This is a genomic window from Hymenobacter sp., assembly GCF_036387835.1.
GTDB lineage: Bacteria > Bacteroidota > Bacteroidia > Cytophagales > Hymenobacteraceae > Hymenobacter.
On the sequence record NZ_DASVSY010000110.1, the window covers coordinates 58,592 to 77,122 of the forward strand.

Annotated in this window: 15 protein-coding genes and 1 pseudogene; 6 read left to right on the forward strand and 10 right to left on the reverse strand. The window is 57.2% G+C overall.

Annotated elements, in window-relative coordinates:
- Window positions 1–213: 213 nt before the first annotated feature.
- The 3 genes from ald to VF639_RS21435 all read left to right on the forward strand — a co-directional run bounded on the left by ald (window position 214) and on the right by VF639_RS21435 (window position 4,028).
- Window positions 214–1,341, forward strand: a complete 1,128-nt coding sequence (gene ald, locus VF639_RS21425) for an alanine dehydrogenase (RefSeq protein ID WP_331147990.1) — start codon at window positions 214–216, stop codon at window positions 1,339–1,341.
- Window positions 1,342–1,439: 98 nt separating this feature from the next.
- Window positions 1,440–2,111: an SMI1/KNR4 family protein gene (locus tag VF639_RS21430; protein ID WP_331147991.1), complete on the forward strand. Its 672-nt coding sequence runs from the start codon at window positions 1,440–1,442 to the stop codon at window positions 2,109–2,111.
- Between the two features lie 18 nt (window positions 2,112–2,129).
- Entirely contained in the window at window positions 2,130–4,028 is a 1,899-nt protein-coding gene (locus VF639_RS21435) for an LTA synthase family protein (protein WP_331147992.1), read from the forward strand.
- 271 nt (window positions 4,029–4,299) lie between these two features.
- Here the strand turns inward: VF639_RS21435 and VF639_RS21440 are convergent, their stop codons facing one another.
- Window positions 4,300–4,755, reverse strand: a complete 456-nt coding sequence (locus VF639_RS21440; RefSeq protein WP_331147993.1) for a type I restriction enzyme HsdR N-terminal domain-containing protein — start codon at window positions 4,753–4,755, stop codon at window positions 4,300–4,302.
- Window positions 4,756–4,939: 184 nt separating this feature from the next.
- Between VF639_RS21440 and VF639_RS21445 the strand changes: the two genes are divergently transcribed.
- From VF639_RS21445 to VF639_RS21455, 3 genes are all read left to right on the forward strand, one after another.
- Window positions 4,940–5,713 carry an AMP nucleosidase gene (locus VF639_RS21445; protein WP_331147994.1) on the forward strand — a complete coding sequence of 258 codons (774 nt, stop codon included), beginning with the start codon at window positions 4,940–4,942 and terminating at the stop codon, window positions 5,711–5,713.
- 152 nt (window positions 5,714–5,865) lie between these two features.
- A complete protein-coding gene (locus VF639_RS21450; protein ID WP_331147995.1) occupies window positions 5,866–6,297 on the forward strand; it encodes a hypothetical protein in 432 nt (143 codons plus the stop codon).
- Window positions 6,298–6,407: 110 nt separating this feature from the next.
- A complete protein-coding gene (locus VF639_RS21455) occupies window positions 6,408–8,069 on the forward strand; it encodes an amidohydrolase (RefSeq protein ID WP_331147996.1) in 1,662 nt (553 codons plus the stop codon).
- A gap of 71 nt (window positions 8,070–8,140) precedes the next feature.
- On the opposite strand, the gene VF639_RS21460 is transcribed toward VF639_RS21455, so the two are convergent.
- The 9 genes and pseudogenes from VF639_RS21460 to VF639_RS21495 form a co-directional block, all read right to left on the reverse strand.
- Window positions 8,141–8,602, reverse strand: coding sequence for a T9SS type A sorting domain-containing protein (locus tag VF639_RS21460; RefSeq protein ID WP_331147997.1), 462 nt, complete (start codon window positions 8,600–8,602; stop codon window positions 8,141–8,143).
- A gap of 84 nt (window positions 8,603–8,686) precedes the next feature.
- Window positions 8,687–9,583, reverse strand: a pseudogene (locus VF639_RS25440) (hypothetical protein); the annotation flags it as partial.
- Between the two features lie 62 nt (window positions 9,584–9,645).
- Window positions 9,646–10,170 (reverse strand): DinB family protein, encoded by a 525-nt coding sequence (locus tag VF639_RS21465; RefSeq protein WP_331147998.1) that lies wholly within the window; start codon window positions 10,168–10,170, stop codon window positions 9,646–9,648.
- A gap of 119 nt (window positions 10,171–10,289) precedes the next feature.
- Entirely contained in the window at window positions 10,290–11,741 is a 1,452-nt protein-coding gene (locus VF639_RS21470) for an MFS transporter (protein ID WP_331147999.1), read from the reverse strand.
- Between the two features lie 79 nt (window positions 11,742–11,820).
- Entirely contained in the window at window positions 11,821–12,435 is a 615-nt protein-coding gene (locus tag VF639_RS21475; protein WP_331148000.1) for a nucleotidyltransferase family protein, read from the reverse strand.
- 85 nt (window positions 12,436–12,520) lie between these two features.
- The gene (locus VF639_RS21480; protein WP_331148001.1) at window positions 12,521–13,708 is read right to left on the reverse strand and encodes an XdhC family protein; all 1,188 of its coding nucleotides are present in this window, start codon (window positions 13,706–13,708) and stop codon (window positions 12,521–12,523) included.
- Between the two features lie 210 nt (window positions 13,709–13,918).
- Window positions 13,919–16,255, reverse strand: coding sequence for a xanthine dehydrogenase family protein molybdopterin-binding subunit (locus tag VF639_RS21485; RefSeq protein WP_331148002.1), 2,337 nt, complete (start codon window positions 16,253–16,255; stop codon window positions 13,919–13,921).
- 167 nt (window positions 16,256–16,422) lie between these two features.
- On the reverse strand, window positions 16,423–17,403 hold the full coding sequence (locus VF639_RS21490; protein WP_331148003.1) for an FAD binding domain-containing protein: 981 nt from the start codon (window positions 17,401–17,403) through the stop codon (window positions 16,423–16,425).
- 135 nt (window positions 17,404–17,538) lie between these two features.
- A complete protein-coding gene (locus VF639_RS21495; protein ID WP_331148004.1) occupies window positions 17,539–18,171 on the reverse strand; it encodes a (2Fe-2S)-binding protein in 633 nt (210 codons plus the stop codon).
- Between the last annotated feature and the right edge of the window lie 360 nt (window positions 18,172–18,531).

Below are 18,531 nucleotides of genomic sequence, written 5' to 3' on the forward strand. Positions count from 1 at the left end.
TAAGGGTGGTTGGGTGTTGGCCGTGAAATCTGATTAGCGAAAAGCCCTTGACGACCACACAGGCGTCAGGGGCTTTTTTAATGTACGTAATTGTGTGCACGTGGCACTTGCGCCAGCATTGCGTTGTTGTGGTTTCTCGCAATGACGGTAGGTTCACCTATCTTTGTGCCCTCCAATTTTATTATCCCCTTTACTTCTCCTTCCCGCTCTGCCATGATCATCGGCGTACCGAAAGAAATCAAGAACAACGAGAACCGCGTAGGCTTGACGCCTGCTGGCGTAGCTGAACTCCGCAAGCACGGCCACGAGTTGTATGTGCAAAGCACGGCTGGCTTGGGCAGCGGCTTTCTGGACCCTGAGTACGAAGAAGCCGGCGCCACCATTCTGCCGACCATCGACGAGGTGTATGCCAAGGCCGAAATGATTGTGAAGGTGAAGGAGCCGATTGCGCAGGAGTATCCGCTGATCAAAGAAAACCAACTGCTGTTCACCTATTTCCACTTTGCTTCGGGCGAGGAGTTGACCCACGCCATGATCGAGCGGAAGGCCGTTTGCTTGGCTTATGAAACCGTGGAGCTTTCCAACCGCGCCCTGCCCCTGCTGATTCCGATGAGCGAAGTAGCCGGCCGTATGGCTCCGCAGGAAGGTGCTAAGTACCTGGAGAAGCCGCTGAAAGGCCGGGGCATTCTGCTCGGGGGCGTGCCCGGCGTAAAGCCAGCCGAAGTACTGGTGTTGGGTGCCGGCATTGTGGGCACGCAGTCTGCCAAAATTGCCGCCGGCTTGGGCGCGCAAGTGACCATCATGGACATCAGCCTGAACCGCCTGCGCGAGCTCGACGACTTCATGCCCAAAAACGTGGTGACGCAGTATTCCAACGAATACAATATCCGGGCGGCCATCAAAACCGCCGACCTCATCATTGGTGCCGTGCTGATTCCGGGTGCTAAAGCCCCGCACCTCATCACCCGCGACATGCTGAAGACCATGAAGCCCGGCACGGTGCTGGTTGACGTGGCAGTGGACCAGGGTGGCTGCATCGAAACCTGCCGCCCCACCACGCACGAAGACCCTACCTTCATCATCGACGACATCGTGCATTACTGCGTGGCCAACATGCCGGGTGCGGTACCGTACACGTCTACGCTTGCTCTCACCAATGCCACCCTGCCGTATGCGGTGAAGCTGGCCAACCTCGGCTGGCAGGAAGCTTGCCGCCGCGACGAGGCCCTGCGCCTCGGCCTGAACGTGGTACACGGCGAAGTGGTATACAAAGGCGTAGCCGAAGCCTGGAACCTGCCTTTAGTTGACGTGCATAACGTGCTAGAAGAAGCAGCTGTTTAATTGTTGATTGCTTAATTGCTGATTGTTAAAGCCTTTCTGACCAAGCGGCCAGAAAGGCTTTTTCTGTAGCGCGAAGCTCCAGCTTCGCGCATCGTCGCATGAATCCTGTTGAAACGGCTTACGCGCCGACGTTCAACGATGCGCGAAGCTGGAGCTTCGCGCTACATTCTATGAAAGGCACCCTTTATACCGGCGGCGAACTAACTGATCTTGCAACGTTTGCGCGCCTGCCAGTTTATCTACAGGCGTTCCTGCGCGAACAAAACGGCGCGGTGGCGTACTTCGGTGGACTGCATTTGCGCGGTTGCGTAGCAGAGCCCACGTGGCATTCGCTCGGCGCTGCCTGGCAAGGTCCTGCTGCCTTCTGGCGCACCTACGAAGACGTACTGGAAGCTGATATTCCGTTTGGGCAAGATTGCGTCGGCAATCAATTTTTGCTGCGCGGCGACGCCGTATTACTGCTCGATACCGAAACCGGCGAACTGGCCGACTTGGAGGTGGACTTCAAGCACTTCTTGTTTGGGGTGGAAAAATATCCGGTCGATGCGTTGGGCATGGAGCCTTTGCGCGGCTTTCAGTTACAGGGCGGCGTGCTCCAACCGGGCCAGTTACTGAAGGTTTTTCCTCCTTTCTGCATAGCCATCAACAGTGGTAAGCCTCCCACACTGGAAGCCGTAGGCATTGCGGATCGGCTGGCGTGGCTGGCCGACTTCTACCACAAAATCAAGGACCTGCCCGACGGCCAAACGGTACAGCTCACGGCCGAGTAAAGATTTCCCTTACCACTCATGATTTCACCACTTCTGCGTCTGCTGCTGCGCCGGTTGCTGCTGCTGATGGGCGTGTATGTGCTGCTGCGGCTAGGCTTCTACTTGGCCAACTATGCGGTATTCAAAGAAGCCACAACCGGGCAGGTACTGCTGGCGTTCTGGCACGGCTTCCGGTACGACATCTCGGCGCTGCTGCTGCTCAATCTGCCGTTTCTGCTGCTTTCCCTGGTGCCAGCTTTTAGCTTCCGGTGGCAGGGGTTTGTGCGAGGGGTCTACCTCACTTTCAATGCCTGCGGCATTGCGCTGAACCTGATTGACACGCAGTACTTCAAGTTCATTGGTCGGCGCACTAGCAACGAGCTGTTCACCATCACCGACGATATCCAGCGGCAGGCAAGCCAGTTGGTCGGGCATTACTGGTTTCTGCTGATTCCGTTCGGGATGCTTTTCGGGTTGGTGTGGTACTTCTATCCCATGCCTACGGCGGCTGATGCCGCCTATTACCAAAGTGGCACGCGGCGCCGGCCAGTGCTGCGGACGGTATTGGAAGTTTTGGTAATAGCAGGGCTAGCGGTACTCGGCATTCGGGGGGGCGTGCAACTCAAGCCGTTGCGGACGGGCCACGCCTTCATGCAGACGCCTCCCATCCTGGGCCACGTGGCACTGAACAGCACGTTCACTTTCCTGAAAAGCCTGCGCGCTGATGCCCCAGAGCGACGCAGCTACTTTCCGTCGATGGCGGCATTGCGGCCGGCATTGGCTGCCCGCCACCCTGGCCCGCGCCCCGGCGCTCCGCATGACAACGTGGTGATTCTTTTGATTGAAAGCTTTGCTTCCGAGTACAACGGTATCGAAAACGGCGGCAAGGGATACACACCTTTTTTCGATTCGTTGGCGACCAAGGGACTGTTTTTCCGGCAGCACTACGCGAATGGGCGCCGCTCTATTGAGGCGTTGCCAGCCGTGCTGGCAGGTTTGCCGGCGCTGACCGAAAATTCGTTTATCACCTCGAATTTTCAGACTGATGAGCTGCACGGCCTGGGCGAGTTACTAGGTCGGAGCGGCTACGCCACCTCGGTGTTTCACGGGGCGCAAAATGGCACCATGGGGTTCAACACCTTTGCTGGCATTACGGGTATGCAGCAATACTACGGCCTCGACGAGTACCCTGGCAGCACCAAAAGCCCGGACTTCGACGGCCACTGGGGTATCTTCGACGAGCCGTATTTGCAGTATTTCGCCCGGCAATTAGGTCAGCAGCCACAACCGTTCTTTTCTACGGTTTTCACTTTAACCTCGCACGAGCCGTTTCCGGTGCCGGCGCAATATAAAAATAGGTTTGCGGCTGGTGAGCTACCTATTCACGCCTCGATTGGCTACACTGATTTCGCGCTACAGCAGTTTTTCAAAGCCGCCGCGCGGCAGCCCTGGTACAAAAACACGCTGTTCATCGTGCTAGCCGACCACACCTCGCAAACACTACAGCCCGAATACCAAAACACTCTGGGTTCTTATAAAACGCCGCTGCTGCTCTTTCACCCGAGTCGTAAGCTACCCGCGGCCAACATGGAGCGCATCACCCAACAAGCCGACATTCCGGCCTCCGTGCTTGACTACCTTGGCTTGGCGCCCAATCAGCCGCTGCTCCCCTTCGGCTATTCTGTATTCGATGCCGGCACCACTGGCCGCGCTTTATTCCTGAGTGGCGGCAGCTACTTTCTAGTCCACTCCGACTACGTAGCCGAACTCACCGTTGATAACCAAGTACGACTCTACCCTTACCAGAACCACGCCCTGCCCGCCACGCCCCTGCTCGCTCCCGACTCGCAGAAACTCCGCCAATACGGCGACGAGTTGAAAGCATGTGTGCAGTTTTATTTGAATGGCTTGGCTGACAATGCGCTATATAAAGAGTAACACAATCTATATTTTGAACTTTTAAGAGGTGGTTTGTATATTTAGATGTGAAAAATCAATACAGGAAGTATATCAGGAGGGAGGGAGCAGGATTAGCATTGGTAATTTGCACTGCGCTCTTTCTAGCTCTCCTTGCAAAATTAGCATTCAGATAATTCAGGCTTACAGTGAGTCTGGTTTTTCTCTACTGCCTGCGCGGGCATTTTATTTAATGGCTATTTACTGTCTTGCTGAAAAGCACTAGCAACGTTTTTTCAGTAATGACGAGGCACTATTTTGCTGCCTCACCGTACATAGGCACCTCCGTTAGTATTTCGTTGGTGCGCAACTCGAAGTTTACGCGCCAGCAAAAATGCTGGAGGCCGTTGGTGAGTAGCAGCAACGGCGCACCGATGGTTTGGTTGTAGGTGGCGGCTTGGTGAGCCACGGCTGCTGTAATAGGCACGGTGGGTCTCTTACATTCGACTAGTAGCAAGGGTGTGCCATTGGGACCGAGGGCCCAAAGGTCGGTGCGCTTCTGGCGTTGGTTGTAACGGTGGCCGCGCTCCGCGCTAAGCAGGGCACGAGGATAACCACGGTGGTTTATCAGGTAGTGGATTATGTGCTGGCGCACCCACTCTTCCGGCGTTAGCACCACCTGTTTGCGGCGCAGTACGTCCCAGATATATATAGTTTCGCCGCTTTGCGTAAGTTTGTATTCGAAAGGCGGCAGGTTCAGCTCTTGCATCACCTCCAAAGGTACGGCCCTGGGCTCTGGTTCCCGCTTTTCATCCCCGTACCGTCGCCCATTCGCTGGGTCGGCGGTTTTTTATTTTAATGGCTGAATTGCTGCATTGTTAAATGGCTGGCAGTTCAATAATCCGCCAGAACAATCAGCCATCTAACAGTGCAGCAATTCAATTTTTTAATTCATGAAGACCAAATCTGACATTGTTGAAAACTGGCTGCCGCGCTACACTGGCGTTCCGCTCAAGGAGTTCGGGCAGTATATTTTGCTTACCAACTTCATCAACTACGTGCACATGTTCGCCGAGCAGTTCGGCGTGGAGGTGAACGGGCTCGACAAACCGATGCAAACGGCTACGGCCGGGGGCATCACCATCATCAATTTCGGCATGGGTTCTCCCATGGCCGCTACGGTCATGGACCTTATATCGGCCGTGAAGCCGAAAGCTGCGCTGTTTCTGGGCAAGTGCGGCGGCTTGAAAAGTAAAACCAAACTCGGCGACCTGATTTTACCAATTGCGGCCATCCGGGGCGAGGGTACTTCCGATGACTATCTGCCCGCCGAAATTCCGGCGCTGCCCTCCTTCCGCTTACAGCGGGCGGTGTCGTCGATGATCAAGAAGCACGAGAAAGACTACTGGACCGGCACCGTATACACCACCAACCGCCGGGTGTGGGAGCACGACGAAAACTTCAAAGAATACCTGCGCCAGATTCGGGCCATGGCCGTGGACATGGAAACAGCGACCATTTTCACAGTGGGTTTCGTAAATGAAATTCCCCACGGCGCGCTACTTCTCGTCAGCGACAACCCTATGACGCCAGAAGGCGTGAAAACCTCGGAGAGCGACAAAAAAGTAACAGCCGACTTCGTAACGACGCACTTACAAATCGGAATTGATTCATTGTTAGAGCTGAAGAACTCCGGCGAGTCGGTAAAGCATATGCGCTTTGAGTAGCGAAACCAGTGTCTTTCGCTTAGCTTGCATAGCGGCGCTACAGGAAAAACCCCAGCGGCTCCAACCCGCTGGGGTTTTTCTTGTTATACGCTTCAACTTATTGTAAGCATCCGCTGGCTTTTATCTTCCTATTCACGCTGCTCTAACCCGCTATGGATTCATTCTCTACTGCTTACCTTGACGTAGCCTACTATCCCGAGCAACAACTTTTACACGGCCATTGGAAGCGAGGCGTTATGCCCTTTGAACTGCAGCGCGGTTACGCCGCCATCCTTGATATTGCTGCTGAAATGAATTGCCGCTTTTGGCTACTCGATGTCCAACGCCGGGCAGGGGTTGATGCATCGGATGTGTTTTGGATGATGGAAGAATTCTTTCCACGCTTGCTCCCTCGCTTAGGACGTACCACTTACATAGCGCTGCTTATGGCGCCTCATCAACTAGCTGGCGCCTTGGCTAACAGTGGGCTTCAAACCACTACCACTTCGCCAAGTCAGCCTTATCTGATTCAGCGGTTCACTGATGAAGCCCCCGCCCGCGTCTGGCTCGACCACTGTCTGCAACGCGACTCAGTGGAGAAGTAAGAAGGCGAAGTGGTGATTTAGTGACTGAGTGAGTTTATAGTTCAACTCGCTAAGTCACTAAATCACCACTTCACTAATTCACCGTCTCACTAAATCACTACTTTCGCGGCATGCTTCGATCTTTCCGCTTGTTTGCCCTGCTGCCGTTGCTGGGCTTTTTTAGTAGCTGCCAGAGTACTTCCAATCAGGCTGTTGATTTGGTGGTGTACAATGCTACTGTTTACACCGTCGATTCCGCTTTTTCCAAGGCTACAGCCTTTGCCGTGAAGGATGGAAAATTTGTGGCCGTTGGCGACGAGAAGGCTATCCGTGACAAGTACACGGCCAAATCGACGGTTGATGCGCGGGGGCAGTTTGTTTATCCGGGCTTTTACGATGCCCATTGCCACTTCTACCGCTACGCCCTGGGTTTGCGCGACGCCGATCTGGTAGGCACCACATCCTGGGCGCAGGTGCTGCAGAAGCTCCGGCAGCAACGCCGGCAATACCCGCAAGCCACCTGGCTGACGGGCCGCGGCTGGGACCAGAACGACTGGCCCGGCAAGCAGTTTCCCACCAAAGACTCACTGGACGCACTGTTTCCGAACACGCCCGTGTTCATCGTGCGGGTGGATGGGCACGCGGCCCTCGTCAACCAGAAGGCTTTGGACATGGCCGGCATTACCACCCAAACGCCCATTAGCGGCGGCACCATCACCAAGGATGCCGCTGGCCGCCTGACGGGCCTGCTGGTGGATAATGCGGTGGGCCTAGTATCGGGGAAAATTCCGGAGCCGACGGCCGCCGAAGCCACTACCCTGCTGCTGGAAGGCCAGCAGCGCTGCGTAGCCGTGGGCCTCACCAGCCTCGCCGACGCCGGCCTCGACAAAGCAAACATCGACCAGATGGCGGCCTTGCAGCAACAGGGCAAGCTGAAACTGCGCCTCTATACCATGCTCTACCCCACCAAGGCCAACAAAGAGTTCTACTTCAAGAACGGCCCGGTGTTCGAGGATCGGCTTACGGTGTGCAGCTTCAAGGTGTATGCCGATGGGGCCCTGGGCTCCCGCGGGGCCTGCCTGCTCCACCCCTACACCGACAAACCCAAGGAAACCGGCTTCCTGCTCTCCTCTATTGCCGATTACCGGGCCCTGGCGAAAGAGCTGGCCGCCAGCAAGTTTCAGATGAACACCCACGCCATCGGCGACTCCAGCAACCGCCTGCTGCTCGACATTTACGGCGAGGTTCTGAAAGGCAAAAACGACCGGCGCTGGCGCATCGAGCACGCGCAGGTGGTAAGCCGCGCCGACGTGGCCAAGTTCGGGCAGTTCAGCATTGTGCCGTCGGTGCAGCCCACCCACGCCACTTCCGATATGTACTGGGCTGGTGAGCGGCTCGGCACCGAGCGCCTGAAAACGGCTTACGCCTTCAACGACCTGCGCCAGCAGTACGGCCAGGTAGCCCTCGGCTCCGACTTTCCGGTGGAAGACATAAACCCGCTTTTCGGATTCCACAGCGCCGTGGCCCGGCAAGATGCCAAAAACTACCCGGCCAAAGGATTCCAGATGGAAAACGCCCTCAGCCGCCCCGATGCCCTGCGTGGCATGACCACTTGGGCCGCCCACGCCGCCTTCGAAGAAAAGCAGAAAGGCAGCATCCACCCCGGCATGGCCGCCGACTTCGTGGTGCTGGACACTGACTTGCTGCAAGCCCCCAAAGAAAAGCTGCGCGGCGCCAAAGTGCAGCAAACCTGGATTGCCGGCGAGCAGGTGTACACCGCAATTCCCCGGTAAGTTTTCTTGGCTAATGCGAAAAGGGCCAGCCGTTGTATAACGGCTGGCCCTTTCCATTAAGTTTTCACGAGTTAGTACAGCACTACCCGCCGTGTCACCCGGTTTGCTTTGGCATACTCGACCTGCACATGATAGGTACCAGCGGCCAAACCTGCTACCGGCAACGTAAGCGTGGCTGTGGGCTGGTCTAGAGTGAGCACCGGCCGGCCTAAGGCATCGAGCAATTGTACGCGATGCGGACGGCTTTCCGCATCTAGATGTAAGTTAAGCGTTTCATGGGCTGGCACTGGCCAAGCTGTAGTGCGGGCATCGGATAACGATGGTTTTACTGTTAACACGTTGGCATCAAGCACCCGCACCAAACCAATACCGCTGGCTGGTCCGGCCCCAGTCAAGCCTACGCCCGCTATCATGATGGCGCCATCGGGCTGAACTAGGAAACGCCGGATATTGCCCCCGATACCAGCTGTAAAACCTGTATCGAAGCTGCCGTTGGGTTGCACACGTTCCGCCGCAGATTGTGCGACTAGCACACGCCCGTTAGGCTGCACAGCCAAACTCTTTACTGGCCTTAAGAACGGTAATGAAGAGAAGGTACGTGGATAAGCGAAAGAACCATCGACTGTGCCGTTTGGCAGGTACCGGCGTAAAAAACTATTGCCAGGGCCGTTTTGGAACGAGCCGCCCGCGTAGATTCTGCCAACTGCATCCAGTGCTACAGCATTCAGCTCGGAGGTGAAGGTACTTTCCAGAGGAGAGAAATTTGCATCTGCCGCACCGTTGGACTGCAACCGCATAAGCATATAGGCGCGACGGTAAGATGGTCCATCTGCTCCTACCAGCACATTCCCATCGGGCTGTAGCAAGATTGTGTGAGGAAATGTATCAGGCGTTGGAAGAGTGAACTGGAAACTTGAATCGTATTGGCCGTCGCTGCCATTTAACCGAACAATGTACTGAGTACTGAAACTGGCACCCCGCATATTAAACGAGCCACAGACCAGTACCTGGCCGTTGGGCTGCAGCACTATCTTGTGCACACCCGAATTAGTAGTGCTGATTGATGAATAAGGAGCGAAGGTTGGATCTATTGCCCCTGAAGGTAGCAAGCGGCCTATGTATACGTGCGTACTTCCGGCCAGGGTAGTGAAGCGTCCACCAACCAATATGCGTCCGTCAGGGAGCAGAACCAGGGAGCGGACCGCGCCATCGGCAGCACACGCTGCCGTGAAAGCCAGATCCACTGTCCCGTTGAGTTCCAAGCGGGCTATTCTGGAAGCTGGCACCCCGTTAATTGCCGTAAAATCGCCAACAATAATATATTTCCCATCTGCCTGGCGCACTATATCGCTGATGGTAGCAGGCACTACACTACCGCTCTGCATACCGGTAGCTTGGACAGGAGGAAAGCTCGGATCAACAACAGAACTTTGGGCCCAAATTGGTAGGCTGAGCAGCAGCATCGCTATCATGATAACCACTCCGCGGGCGAAGAAAGTATAGTTTTTCTTCATAGACCTATTGATAGCAATGCTGTTGCGGATGAATATAACTATTAATTCATGTTAATATTCATTTAAGCTGGCCTTTGTGGGCTTTCATCGGCAGAGCCGCCGTAAATGGCGGGCACCGGAATGTCGAGCAGGCGGAGGTACACGCTGAGTTGGCCGCGGTGGTGAATGAGGTGATTTAAAACCAGGGTACGGGCTACGGCGGCGCGGGATAGGGTCATGAATACCTGCTCACCGCGGCGCAACGACCATGTGCCCTGAAAGGTGGCATCGTCTACTTGCTCTAGCGCTTTATGGATGTTCTCGCCGTTGACATCGAAGCGGCGTAGGACCTCATCGGTGCTGGTTGGCGACTCGGGCATTTTGGCGCTAGCTAAGTCTGTTTCAGGACCCGCCATCGACATTTCCAGGAAGCCGACTAGGTTGGCCATGTGTGAAGCGAGCGTACCAAGCTTCATAGATTTGGGGTGGGGCTGCCAGCCGAACTGTTCGGTGGGCACCCGCTCCAGCAGACGCCGCGTCAGCTTCAGTTCTTGTTTCAACTCTTGGCTAAGGGCCGCCTGCAAGGTGGGTTGGGGTTCGGTCGTCATGGGAGAGGTAAGAAAGCTATTGTGAGACTAGCGAGGAGCTTTAGAAGCCGGTTCCTGGCAAAAAGTTATTGGTACTCAAGAATCATGACGCAGAAAGTCCCATTTTGTGGTGATACGCGCTACTTAGGAGTAGCCGGCATACCCACGTTAGGCGTAGCCAGCGGCGGGGCCAGCGCGCCGCCCTCAGTGGCTGGCGTGGAATCCTCCCGAAGCTTCCGGCCGCGTAGCTGCAATAGGAATAGCAGACCCAGGATAAAAAACACAATCAGGGCCAGAATGCTGTAGCGCATGTTGCCGCCCATCAGCTGCGAGATACCGCCGAAAACGATGAGCCCAATGACGATACCCACTTTCTCCGTCACGTCGAAAAAGCTGAAATAAGCCGCTGAGTTGGGGGTGTTTTCGGGGATAATCTTGGAATATGTGGAGCGCGAGAGGCTTTGCACGGCTCCCATCGTTAGCCCAATTACAGCCGCCAGGGCGTAGAAGCTCCAGCCGGCCTGCACGAAGTAGCCGGCCACGCAAATCAGCATCCAGATAAACACGGCCCAGCTCAAGGCCCGTGTGTTGCCGATGCGCTCCGAAAGTTTGGCAAACAGGTAGGCGCCCAGAATTCCGACAACCTGAAGCAGCAAAATGGTGATAATAAGTGAGGTGCTATCGAGCTTCAGTTCCTCGGAGCCGAAGAGGGTCGCCACGTACATCACGGTTTGCACGCCCATGTTGTAAGTGAAATAGGCCAGCAAGAACCGTTTGAGGTTAGGCTGTTTTTTGGTTTCCTCCCACACCTTACCCAACTCCCGGAAGCCGTTGAGCAGCCAGCCCGAGTCGGAGGCGGCACCGGCCGGACGGCCAGGGTCGGCGGGTAGCGTGAAAAAGGGAATTTGGGCGAAGCCGGCCCACCACACGCCCGTGAGCAGGAAGCTAAACCGCGTGGCTTGGCCGGTACTCAGCCCAAACATAGGCGTACCCGATAAAGTAGGCCCCTGAATGAGCATCAGGCACATAATCAGCAGTACCACCGACCCAATATAGCCCATAGAAAAGCCCCTGGCCGAAAGCGAGTCGAATTTCTCTTCGGATGAAATATCGGGCAAATAAGAATTGTAGAAAACAATGGAGCCCGAGAAGCCGATGGTGGCCATAATAAACACGAATACGCTCAGCGTAAACGTACTTGGCTCGAAGAAATAAAGCCCTGCGCAGGAGGCCGCACCCAAGTAACAGAAGAACTGGAGAAACAGCTTTTTACGTCCCGAAAAATCGGCCAGAGACGTAAGCAGTGGGCTGATGAGAGCAATAATGAGGAAGGCAGCCGATACCGAGTAGTTCTGTAAGGAAGTACCAGGAACGTGCAGCCCCAGAAACTCAACGGGGGTTTTGCCGCTGTCGGTACCTGTAACTTCCTTCACCATTGAACTCCAATAGATTGGGAAGATGCTGGACGTAATAACCAGCGGGTACACGGAATTGGCCCAGTCGTAGAAGGTCCAGCCGCGGGTGATGCGCTTATCGTCTTTGGGAATGTTCTCGAAGCCGGTGTCCGGCGCGGTAGCCGAGGCAGTTGTCATAGAGACAGGGTTGAGGTGGAATACCGGCCAAGATAACGGGATTCAACGGTTGTGGTTGTTAGGTCGGCGGTAATGTTGGCTATTGCCTGTTTATGGGCAGCGCTTCGCTGCGCAACAGTTCGGCATATTGCTCGGGCGTGTCTACGTCTATGGCGCCCTCCGGAAACGGCACTGTAGCTACCAGTTGGGGATGCTGCCGGAGTAGTTGTGCGGCTCCGGCTTCATTGGGAAGCTCATGAAGCAGCGGCAACACTTCGGCCCCAAATAGTACCGGTACGCCTCGCACGGCTCCATATTCGGCAGCTACTATGGGCTGACCTGTACGGATATAGCTGGCTTCCAGCTGGTCCAGGAGAACAGGCGTCACATACGGTTGGTCGCAGAGCATAACTATTACACTGGCCCAGGTGGTGCACGCGCTTTCCAAGGCAAACAACCCAGTTTTAAGCGAGGCCCCCATTCCTTGGGCCCAGTTTAAGCAGCGCACAGCTAAGACGGGTGAGCCCACTAATTCCGGCAGTAGTTCCTCATGCAAAGCACCCGTCACGACCACCACGGGCGCTCCTGCCGCTGCAGCCACGGCGGTTTCGGCAGCGCGACGTAGCAGCGTTTGCCCCTGATACTGCAGCAGTTGTTTGGGCTTGCCTAGGCGCGAAGAAGAACCGGCAGCAAGAAGAATGACGGCAGTAGGCATTGTAAGAAGCTGCTGATTTTAGTTATGCTGAGAGCTGCATCACCTTTTGGGATACGCGGCTAACTATGTAGAAGCCAGCAACTTCTTATAATTCGCATACAGCCGCTACTTCCCCATCCGACACCAGCGGCCCATCGGTATGCAGGGGTGGATGAATGGGATGGGGCGAGTCGCGGAGGAAGCCGGCAGGGCGACCAGCCAGTACAGCTTGGATTTCGGCTACGATGGACAGCGCAATTTCTTCGGGAGTTTCGGCCCCCAAGTTGAGGCCGATGGGGCTATGGAGCCGGCTGGCTAGCAACTCCCCGGCGGTGGGCTCGTCCTTTTGCAAATCGGTAAGCAGCCGCTCGTACTTTTTGCGGGGTCCTAGCAGCCCGATGTAGCGCGCAGGGGCGCGCAACAGGTGGCGCAGCACAGCTAAATCGTAGTAGTAATTGTGGGTCATGAGCAGGGCGAAACGCGCATCGTGGGGCTCCTCTCCTACTTCAGCTAACGGCAGCACCCGCACTTGCTCGGCTTCCGGGAACCGGGTGGGCTGCGCCTGTGCCGGCCGGCCATCGAGTACTTGCACGCGCCAACCTAGGCCGGCCGCCAAACGCACGAGTGGCTGCACATCGTTGCCAGCCCCATAGATGGTAAGGCGTACGGGTGGGCGCAGGATTTCCAGACACACTCGCACCGTACCGGCGCCGGCCGCATACTGGCGGGTGGCAGGCTGCCCGGCTTGCAGCGCAGCGCGGGCATCGGTCAACAGCGTATCATATAGCGCAGAATCGGCGGCCAGTGTACCTTGCACCGCACCATTAGGCAACAACAAGAGCCGCTCCCCCATTTGGGCCGGAGCCTGTGCCCCCGCCAAGCTAAACACAGTGGCTACTACGGCCGGTGCCTCCACTCCTTCAGCCCAGCGGCGCAGCAGCTCCAGCGGATTGTCAGGATCAGTGAAAGCAAGCGGCTCCAACAAAATTTGCACGATGCCCTGGCAGCCAAGCGCGGCGCCAAACTGCAAATCATCGTCGGGGTCAGTGGAATCGTAGGTGACGACGGTCGGGCGGCCCTGCCGAATAGTTTGGCGGGCGCGGCGCCGGGCATCACCTTCGAGGCAGCCGCCGCTGATGGCCCCGGTAAGCTGTCCGTCTTCCGTGACCAACATCCGGGCACCCGGACGCCGGTACGCCGAACCCGCCACATCAACCACCGACGCCAGTGCACAGGCGCGGTTAGCAGCGCGGTGCTCGTCGTAAGCCAGAAGAAGACGCTGAAGCTCAGTCATGCGAATAATCAGTTTGCGCTAAAAGGCATAAGGCTTATACGAGGTAAAGAAGCTTTTGACGCCCTAAAGTTGCTTTTCCGTAACAGAATTAAAGCCAGCAGCTGGTTCCCCTCCTCAAATGAGGAAGGGAACCAGCCGTTATTCCTCTAGCTTCCTTCTAAGCAATTGCACGTTCTTCCAACCAACTCTGGCCAGACAATAGCAACAACGCTAGACAGACAAAGCGTCCATCACTTTGTCCGGGGTGATGGGCAGGTCACGAACCCGCTTACCGGTGGCGTGGAATACAGCGTTGGCTACGGCTGCGGATACACCTACCATGGATATTTCGCCGATGCCCTTCACGCCCATGGCGTTGATGTAGGGGTCGTGCTCCTCGATAAATTCCACGGTCATTTCCGGTATATCGGCGTTGACGGGAATGTGGTACTCGCCGAGGCTGGCGTTGGTGTAGCGGGCGAAGTTTGGGTCGCGGTAAGTTTCCTCCATCAGGGCTGCTCCTATGCCAAAGATGCTGCCGCCAATAATTTGGCTACGGGCCGTTTTAGCATTCAGAATGCGGCCGGCACCGTGTACGCTCACCCAACGCGTGACGCGCACCGTGCCCAGCTCGGCATCGACGCGCACCTCGCAGAAATGCGCCCCAAACGAGTGCATGGAGTGGCCGGCATTATCGTCCTGATGACCCGAGTCGGCGGGGCCGGGGGCGAGGCCGCTTTCGTAGCCGGCGCCGTACTTGCCGTTGCCGGTGCCCTCGATGTCGCTCATTTCGTTGCGCTTCATCAGGGCCGCGAAGTCTTCGCCCTTCTGCTTGTTGGCCTTGAGCACGAGCCGGTTTTTCTCGACCACCACGTCCTCGATTTTAGTTTTGTAGAGCGGCGACTTTTTATCGGCCACGGCCAGCTTCTTCAGTTTCTGCCACACCTCCTGCGCCGCCACGTACACCGACGACGACACCGTGCCCCCGGCCACCGAGCCGCCCGAGTTAGGCGCCGTCGGCAAGCGCGAATCGCCTAGCTCGAAGCGGATTTTATCGGGAGCCAGTCCCAACGCATCGGCCGCTACCTGTGTCATCACGGTGTAGGTGCCGGTGCCGAGGTCGGTGGCGCCGCTTTGCACCACGGCGTGGCCGTCGGCATAAAGGCGGACGCGGGCCGTGCCCTGCGAATTGTGCACCGGGTACGAGGCCGTAGCCATGCCCATGCCCATCAGGTAGCGCCCGTCGCGGGTGGCACCGGCTTGGGGGTTGCGCTTGTTCCAGCCAAACAGCTCGGCGCCGCGGGCGTAGCATTCTTTCAGGCTCTTGCTCGACCACGGCTTGCCGTTGGTGGGGTCTTTTTCGGCGTAGTTGCGCAGTCGGATTTCCAGCGGATCAATCCCAAGCTGCGCCGCCAGATCATCCATCGAGCACTCGATGGCAAACGAGCCGGGCGCCTCGCCGGGGGCGCGGGTAAACGTGGACGTCATCACGTTGGCGCGGGCCAACTGGTACGACGACTCGAAGGTGGGGCAGTCGTAGAGCAGGTTGATGATGCGGCTGTTGGGCTCGGCGTAATTGTCCCAGGGCGAGGTGGTCGAGGTTTTTTCGTGTACCAACGCCAGCAGCTTACCTTCCTTGGTGGCCCCGATTTGCAGGGTTTGGGTTTGGTCTTCGCGGTGGCCCATGCTCGTAAACATCTGCTGGCGCGTGAGTACCAGCTTCACCGGCCGGTTCACGGCCTTGGCGGCCTGCACCGTCAGCACTGTATGGGGCCAAGTGGAGCCCTTGCAGCCGAAGCCGCCGCCAATGTATTTGGTCACCACCCGAACCTGCTCCTGCGGCAGCCCTAGCATGGTTGCCAACGACTTCTGCGTGCGCGTAATGCCCTGCGTGGACTCGTACACCGTCAGCCGGTCGGGCGCTTCCCACACGGCCGTGGTGGAACCGGGCTCCATGGGGTTGTGGTGGTTGATGGCGTGGGTGTAGGTGGCTTTGTGCTTGATGGGCGCCGACGCCAGGGCCGCCTGCGCGTCGCCGCGGCGGGTGTAGCCCTTGGTTTTGTCGTCCTGCACCTTCTCCGGATTGAAGATTTCCGCCTTGGGGTCCTGGTACGAGGCTAAAGGCTTCTCGGCAGCGTACTGCACCTTCACCAGCGAGGCCGCGTGCGTGGCCCGTTCGAACGTATCGGCAACTACCAACGCCACCGGCTGCCCGGCGTAGTGCACCACATCCGAGGTAAGCGGCAGAAAGCCCATAGGTGCGCCAATGGCTTTTTTACCTTCTTGGTCGTTGGGTGTTTTGGCGAGCTTGGGCAGATTCTGATGCGTGAGTACTGTTAGCACGCCCGGCTCCTTCATGGCTGCCGTAACGTCGATGTTCAGAATTTTGCCTTTAGCAATTTCGCTGCCTTTCAGCACGCCGTACACCAAGCCTTGCATTGGAAACTCGGCGGAATACTTTGCCTTGCCGGTTACCTTGTCGTAGCCATCTACGCGGCTGAGCGGTTGCCCCACCACGCCGCCGGTGCCGGGGCCGTTGGTTTCAAAAAATCTAGGTTCGGTATCCATGAGGGTTGATGCGAAATCGTAGGATGTGGCGCGAAGCTTACGCTTCGCGGATCGTTGAACGTTGTTGTTCTTTCACCTTAGCAGTACCCGTTCAACAAGGCGCCAAAGGAAAGCTTCATGCTACAGTCGTTGAACGTCAGCAGCCATTAGCCCACTCTGCGTTGGTATTACGCCGTTATTTCTTGCAAGGCCCGGACAATGGTTTTCTGCGCCATGTCCACCTTGAACCGGTTGTGCTCGCGCGGGGCCGCGCCCCGCACGGCAGCCGCCGCGGCAGCCCGGAAGCTGGCTTCCGTGGCGGGCTTGCCCACCAGCATTTTTTCCGCTTCCAGCGCCCGCCACGGCTTGGTGCCCACGCTGCCCATAGCAATGCGCGCCGACCGAATCTGCCCGCCCTGCACATCGAGCCCCACGGCCGCCGATACCAGCGCAAAAGCATACGACGCCCTGTCGCGCACCTTCACGTAGTGCGACTTGCGGGCGTGCGCGGCGGCGGGCACCGTTACGGCCACAATCAACTCGTCGGCTTCGAGCACAGTTTCGCGTTGGGGCGTGGTACCGGGCAACAAGTGAAAATCGAGAAGGGGTATGCGGCGCTGCTTGCCTTTGCTGTTTTCGAGCGTTACCACCGCATCCAGGGCCACCAGGGCCACGGCCATATCGCCGGGGTTGGTGGCGATGCAAGCGGTGCTGCCGCCTAGGATGGCGAGGCCGCGGTTGTCGCCGGTTTGGGCGGGGCAGCCCGAGCCGGGGTTGCGCTTGTTGCAGGGGAAAGCCGTGTCGCGGAAGTAGGTGCAGCGGGTGCGCTGCATCAGGTTGCCGCCGATGCTGGCCATGTTGCGCAGCTGCGGCGAAGCACTAAGCAGCAGCGCCTCGGAAATAGCCGGGTACTGCTGCACGACCAGTGGGTTTTCGCCCACGTCGCTCATCCGCTCCAAGGCCCCGATACGCAAGCCATCGGTGGTTTCGCTGATGCCCTTGAAAGGCACCATGTTGATATCCACGAGTTGCGGGTGCTGCTCGACGTTGAGCTTCATCAAGTCGAGCAGCGTGGTGCCGCCGGCTATGAAAGCGGCCTGCGCACTGTCTTTGCGCGCTCCGGTAGCTTCTTTGGCCGTGCTGACGGTGGTATAGCTGAAGTTGTTCATGATTTAGTAGTGGTTAAGTTGTGAGATGGTGAAATGGTGAGTTTGATGTTCGGCTGGTGCGGGTTTGCACTACTGGCGCCAGTGGCGCGGCCAGCACGTCAAACTCACCATTTCACCATCTCACAATTTCACCCTTTACCCCGCCACTTCCCGCACGGCGGCGGTAATGTTGGGGTAGGCACCGCAGCGGCAGAGGTTGCCACTCATCCATTCGCGGGCCTGGGCGTCGGTGGTGGCGTGGCCTTCTTTCACGCAAGCTACGCCCGACATGATTTGGCCCGGCGTGCAGTAGCCGCACTGGAAACCGTCGTGCTTCACGAAGGCTACCTGCATGGGGTGCAACTCCTCGCCTTTAGCCAGGCCTTCGATGGTGGTAATTTCCTTGCCCTGATTCATCACGGCCAGCGTGAGGCAGCTGTTGATGCGGCGGCCATCGACGAGCACCGTGCAGGCGCCGCACTGGCCATGGTCGCAGCCTTTTTTGCTGCCGGTTAGGTTCAGGTTTTCGCGCAAGGCATCGAGCAGCGTTACGCGGGGCTCGGCGCGCAGCGTGCGGGCGGTGCCGTTCACACGTAACGTCATTTCCGACACGCCCTCCACCGTTTTCGAATAGGCCGTCAGGCGCTCGGCTTGGCTGACCAATGGCGGCGTAAGGGCCAAACCCAAAATACCACCGGCCTGCTTCATGAAGGAGCGCCTGGATTTATCTTCGGGCGGGACACCAGCGGGCGTTCCGGCGAAGTCGTCCGGAGTTAAGTTATTTGACATAAAGCAGGAGATATGAAGTAAAACCGAAGCTAGTCACGTGGCCTCACGCACTGAAAGTCAAACGCCCAAGCTGTAGGTTGACTTGGAAACAACCTGCTCAGATAAGATAGGGTTTAGTTGAACCCTGAATTTGTGGCTCGCCCTCCTTCTCCGCTGCGCTAAATCGTTCTAGCTGTCTAGGTTCCATACGCTACACTGTCCAGTTGAGTTAACTTATTAACTGATGTTACGCAGTCGCAGGGACAGTTCATTCGTTTAGGAACCTTATGATGAGTTGCACACTGGACCTGTACACGGATTATTTGCTGAGTTCGACGGGGGCGACCACGGCCACGGGCTTGTCGGGACTACTGGACGGGG